The organism is Hymenobacter glacialis, from assembly GCF_001816165.1.
Classification (GTDB): domain Bacteria; phylum Bacteroidota; class Bacteroidia; order Cytophagales; family Hymenobacteraceae; genus Hymenobacter; species Hymenobacter glacialis.
The window spans coordinates 1-742 of the sequence record NZ_MDZC01000117.1 but is presented as its reverse complement, the minus strand read 5'-3'; the positions used below and the strand labels follow the sequence as shown (position 1 = coordinate 742).

Below are 742 nucleotides of genomic sequence, written 5' to 3'. Positions count from 1 at the left end.
TGGTAGTCCACGCCGTAAACGATGGATACTCGCTGCCGGCGATACAATGTCGGTGGCTTAGCGAAAGCGTTAAGTATCCCACCTGGGGAGTACGCTCGCAAGAGTGAAACTCAAAAGAATTGACGGGGGCCCGCACAAGTGGTGGAGCATGTGGTTTAATTCGATGATACGCGAGGAACCTTACCTAGGCTAGAATGCGCGTGACCGGCCCAGAGATGGGCCTTTCCTTCGGGACACAAAGCAAGGTGCTGCATGGCCGTCGTCAGCTCGTGCCGTGAGGTGTTGGGTTAAGTCCCGCAACGAGCGCAACCCCTATGGTTAGTTGCCAGCACGTAATGGTGGGGACTCTAGCCAGACTGCCTGCGCAAGCAGTGAGGAAGGCGGGGACGACGTCAGGTCATCATGGCCCTTACGCCTAGGGCTACACACGTGCTACAATGGACGGTACAGCGGGTTGCCAACCAGCGATGGTGCGCCAATCCCGAAAAGCCGTTCTCAGTTCGGATCGGAGTCTGCAACTCGACTCCGTGAAGCTGGAATCACTAGTAATCGCGTATCAGCAATGACGCGGTGAATACGTTCCCGGGCCTTGTACACACCGCCCGTCAAGCCATGGAAGTTTGGTAGACCTGAAGCTGGTGCTCCGCAACGAAGCCAGTTAGGGTAGAACAGGTAACTAGGGCTAAGTCGTAACAAGGTAGCCGTACCGGAAGGTGCGGCTGGATCACCTCCTTTCTGGAGC

At 56.5% G+C, this 742-nt stretch carries 1 rRNA gene; it reads left to right on the top strand.

Going from position 1 to position 742, the window contains the following annotated elements:
- Positions 1–735: ribosomal RNA gene (locus BEN48_RS16405) — 16S ribosomal RNA — on the top strand; the annotation flags it as partial.
- Positions 736–742 lie beyond the last annotated feature (7 nt).